Origin of the sequence: Streptomyces sp. MCA2, assembly GCF_023544705.1 — a bacterium.
In the GTDB taxonomy this organism is placed as follows: Bacteria; Actinomycetota; Actinomycetes; order Streptomycetales; family Streptomycetaceae; genus Streptomyces; species Streptomyces decoyicus.
Genome location: NZ_JAMJFM010000113.1, coordinates 1 through 4,310, shown reverse-complemented (window position 1 = coordinate 4,310; position 4,310 = coordinate 1). Strand labels below are relative to the sequence as shown.

At 69.7% G+C, this 4,310-nt stretch carries 4 protein-coding genes; all 4 read right to left on the bottom strand.

Features of this window, described 5'->3' with window-relative positions:
* A partial coding sequence (locus M8I34_RS41000; RefSeq protein ID WP_250058148.1) for a homocysteine S-methyltransferase family protein occupies nt 1-1,873 on the bottom strand: 1,873 nt, incomplete at its 3' end.
* A complete protein-coding gene (locus M8I34_RS40995) occupies nt 1,870-2,853 on the bottom strand; it encodes a carbohydrate kinase family protein (protein ID WP_250058147.1) in 984 nt (327 codons plus the stop codon). The genes M8I34_RS40995 and M8I34_RS41000, both read right to left, overlap by 4 nt.
* A gap of 1 nt (nt 2,854) precedes the next feature.
* Nucleotides 2,855-4,075: a methionine adenosyltransferase gene (gene metK / locus M8I34_RS40990; RefSeq protein ID WP_250058146.1), complete on the bottom strand. Its 1,221-nt coding sequence runs from the start codon at nt 4,073-4,075 to the stop codon at nt 2,855-2,857.
* A 33-nt stretch (nt 4,076-4,108) separates the two neighbouring features.
* Nucleotides 4,109-4,310: adenosylhomocysteinase (locus tag M8I34_RS40985; protein ID WP_250058145.1), on the bottom strand; the 202-nt coding region annotated here is incomplete at its 5' end.

Below are 4,310 nucleotides of genomic sequence, written 5' to 3'. Positions count from 1 at the left end.
GTGCGGTGGCGCCCTCGAAGAGTTCGAGAAGTCTCTGGAGCGGGTCGTAGCCCTCGCTGCGGCGGTCATGGATCAGATCGAGAGCCACCTTGACCTGTTCTTCGTCCAGCCGCGCGATCGGCAGGATCTTGCTCGCGTGCACGATCGCCGAGTCCAGACCGGCCTTGACGCACTCGTCCAGGAACACGGAGTTGAGAACGATCCGCGCGGCCGGGTTGAGTCCGAAGGAGATGTTCGACAGGCCGAGCGTGGTCTGTACGTCCGGGTGGCGACGCTTCAGTTCGCGGATCGCCTCGATGGTGTGGATGCCGTCCTTGCGGGACTCCTCCTGACCCGTGCAGATCGTGAAGGTCAGGGTGTCGATGAGGATGTCCGATTCGTGGATGCCCCAATGGGTCGTCAGGTCCTCGATGATGCGCTCGGCGATGGCGACCTTGTGCTCGACGGTGCGGGCCTGGCCCTCCTCGTCGATCGTGAGCGCCATGAGTGCGGCACCGTGCTCGCGGGCGAGGGCGGTGACCTTCGCGAAGCGGGACTCGGGCCCGTCGCCGTCCTCGTAGTTGACGGAGTTGATGACCGCACGGCCGCCGAGCTTCTCCAGACCGGCCTGGATGACGTTCAGCTCCGTGGAGTCCAGCACGATCGGCAGCGTCGAGGCGGTCGCGAACCGGCCGGCCAGCTCCTCCATGTCCGCCACACCGTCACGGCCCACATAATCGACACACAGGTCGAGCAGGTGCGCACCCTCACGGATCTGGTCCCGGGCCATCTCCACACAGTCGTCCCAGCGGCCCTCCAGCATCGCCTCACGGAACTTCTTCGACCCGTTGGCATTGGTCCGCTCACCGATCGCCAGATACGACGTGTCCTGACGGAACGGCACCGTCTGATACAGCGACGCCGCCCCCGGCTCCGGACGCGGCTCACGCACCGGCGGAGCGATCCCCCGCACCCGCTCGACGACCTGCCGCAGATGCTCCGGCGTGGTGCCACAGCACCCCCCGACCAGCGACAGCCCGTACTCCGCAACGAAGGTCTCCTGCGCGTCGGCCAGCTCACCGGCCGTCAGCGGGTAATGCGCACCGTTCTTACCCAGCACCGGCAGCCCCGCATTGGGCATACACGCGATCGGTACCCGCGCATGACGCGCCAGATACCGCAGATGCTCACTCATCTCCGCCGGGCCGGTGGCGCAGTTCAGACCGATCATGTCGATGCCCAGCGGCTCCAGCGCCGTCAGCGCCGCGCCGATCTCCGACCCCAGCAGCATCGTGCCGGTCGACTCCACCGTCACCGAACAGATCACCGGCAGATTGCTGCCCGTCACCTCCAGTGCACGGCGCGCGCCCAGGATGGCGGCCTTCGTCTGGAGCAGGTCCTGCGTGGTCTCCACCAGCAGCGCGTCCGCACCGCCGGCGATCATCCCCTCGGCGTTCTGCTGATAGGCGTCGCGCAGCGTCACATACGGGGCATGGCCCAGGGTCGGCAGCTTCGTGCCCGGTCCCATCGACCCCAGCACATAGCGCTGCTGACCGGTCGAGGCGGTGAACTCGTCCGCCACCTCCCGCGCGATGCGCGCACCCGACTCCGACAGTTCGAAGACCCGCTCGGGGATGTCGTACTCCGCCAGCGCCGCAAAGTTCGCACCGAAGGTGTTGGTCTCCACACAGTCCACACCGACCGCGAAGTACTCCTCGTGCACCGAACGCACGATGTCCGGCCGGGTGACATTGAGGATCTCGTTGCAGCCCTCCAGCTGCTGGAAGTCCTCCATGGACGGGTCCTGGGCTTGGAGCATGGTGCCCATCGCACCGTCGGCGACCACCACCCGCGAGGCCAGAGCGGCACGCAGCGATGCGACGCGGGCGGTCATGAGCGTGCTCCCAGCCACGGGGTGAACAGCCGTGCGGCGGTGGGCCCGTAGGCCGTGGTGAGGTCCGCGAGCAGGCCGGCGGGCCGTGCGTCGTACTCCTGCGGGCCCGTCGTGCGCAGCGCCGCGGTGGCCAGCGCGCAGCCCAGCTGTGCAGCGGCCGCCGGCTCCAGGCCGTGGCTCGTCGCGGCGAGGAAACCGGCGCGGAAGGCGTCGCCCGCACCGGTCGGATCGGCGGTCGTCCCGGCCGGGACGGCGGGCACCCGGCACGGCTGCGCGCCGTTCCGGTCGATCCGTACGCCGTCCGCACCGAGTGTGGTGACCCAGGTCCCGACCCGTCGCAGCGCGTCCTGGCGCTGCCATCCGGTGCGTTCCAGGAGGAGGGCGGCCTCGTACTCATTGGTGAACAGCCAGCGTGCGCCGTCCACGAGGTCCCTGACCTGCTCCCCGTCCAGGCCGGCCAGTTGCTGGGAGGGGTCGGCGGCGAAGGGAATGCCCGCGGCCCGGCACTCGGAGGTGTGCCGCAGCATCGCCTCGGGGTCGTTCGGGGAGACGAGCACCAGGTCGAGGCCGCCCGTGTGCCGGACGACCTGCGGGATGCCGAGGTCCCTGGCCTCCGTCATGGCGCCCGCGTAGAAGGCGGCGATCTGGTTCATGTCCCGGTCGGTCAGGCTGAGGAAGCGTGCCGTCTGCCGGGTCGCGGAGACATGGACGACGTCGGTGTCGACCCCGTGCTCCTTGAGCCGGACCCGGTACTCCGCGAAATCGTCGCCCACGGCACCGACCAGCACGGGGTTGAGCCCCAGCACACCGAGGCCGTACGCGATGTTGGCGGCGACCCCGCCGCGGCGGACGTCCAGGGCGTCGACGAGGAAGGAGAGCGAGAGCTTGTCCAGCTGGTCGGGCAGGAGCTGGTCGGCGAACCTTCCGGGGAAGGCCATGAGGTGGTCGGTGGCGATGGAGCCGCTGACGGCGATGCGCATCTCAGACTCCTGCGGCCTTGCGCAGGGCGTCCACCCGATCGGTGCGCTCCCAGGTGAACTCCGGCAGCTCCCGGCCGAAGTGGCCGTAGGCGGCGGTCCGGGCGTAGATGGGGCGGAGCAGGTCGAGATCGCGGATGAGGGAGGCAGGACGGAGGTCGAAGACCTCGGCAACGGCCTTCTCGATCCGGTCGACGGCCACCGTCGCGGTGCCGAAGGTCTCGACGAAGAGGCCGACGGGCTGCGCCTTGCCGATGGCGTAGGCCACCTGGACCTCGCAGCGGCGGGCCAGTCCGGCGGCGACCACGTTCTTCGCCACCCAGCGCATCGCATAGGCCGCGGAGCGGTCGACCTTGGACGGGTCCTTGCCCGAGAAGGCGCCGCCGCCGTGCCGGGCCATGCCGCCGTACGTATCGATGATGATCTTCCGGCCGGTGAGGCCCGCGTCGCCCATGGGGCCGCCGACCTCGAAGCGCCCGGTCGGATTGACCAGCAGCCGGTAGCCGTCGGTGTCCAGCTTGATCCCGTCGTCGGCCAGCTGCCGGAGCACGTGCTCGACGACGAACTCGCGGATATCGGGGGCCAGCAGGGCCTCCAGGTCGATGTCGGAGGCGTGCTGGGACGAGACCACGACGGTGTCCAGGCGGGTCGGCTGGTTGCCGAGGTACTCGATGGTGACCTGGGTCTTGCCGTCCGGGCGCAGGTAGGGAACGGTGCCGTCCTTACGGACCTCCGTCAGCCGCTGGGCGAGCCGGTGGGCCAGCTGGATCGGCAGCGGCATCAACTCGGGGGTGTCGTCGCAGGCATAGCCGAACATCAGGCCCTGGTCGCCGGCGCCCTGGGCGTCGAGCGCGTCCCCGGCTTCGGCGGCGTCGTCCGCCACCCGCTTCTCGTACGCGGTGTCGACGCCCTGCGCGATGTCGGGGGACTGGGCGCCCAGGGAGACGGAGACGCCGCAGGAGGCTCCGTCGAAGCCCTTGGCGGACGCGTCGTAGCCGATGTCGAGGATCTTCTCGCGCACGAGGGCGGCGATCGGCGCACAGGCGGTCGTGGTCACCTCACCGGCGAGGTGCACCTGCCCGGTGGTGATGAGGGTTTCGACGGCCACCCGGGAAGCGGGGTCCGCCGCCAGCAGCGCGTCGAGCACGGTGTCGCTGATCTGGTCGGCGATCTTGTCGGGGTGGCCCTCGGTCACGGACTCCGAGGTGAACAGGCGGCGGGACATGTGCACTCCTGGTGTCGGCGGTTCCGGGGGTGGTCAGTAGCGGTAGTGGTCGGGCTTGTACGGGCCCTCGACCTCGACGCCGATGTAGGCGGCCTGCTCGGGGCGCAGCTCGGTGAGCTTGACGCCGAGGGCGTCGAGGTGGAGGCGGGCCACCTTCTCGTCGAGGTGCTTGGGCAGCACGTAGACGTCGGTGGGGTACTCGGCGGGCTTGGTGAACAGCTCGATCTGGGCCAGG

Bases quoted from the DNA above. Each gene is read 5' to 3' on its own strand.
- M8I34_RS40995 (WP_250058147.1), bottom strand. From the start codon at position 2,853: ATGCGCATCGCCGTCAGCGGCTCCATCGCCACCGACCACCTCATGGCC.
- metK (WP_250058146.1), bottom strand. From the start codon at position 4,075: ATGTCCCGCCGCCTGTTCACCTCGGAGTCCGTGACCGAGGGCCACCCC.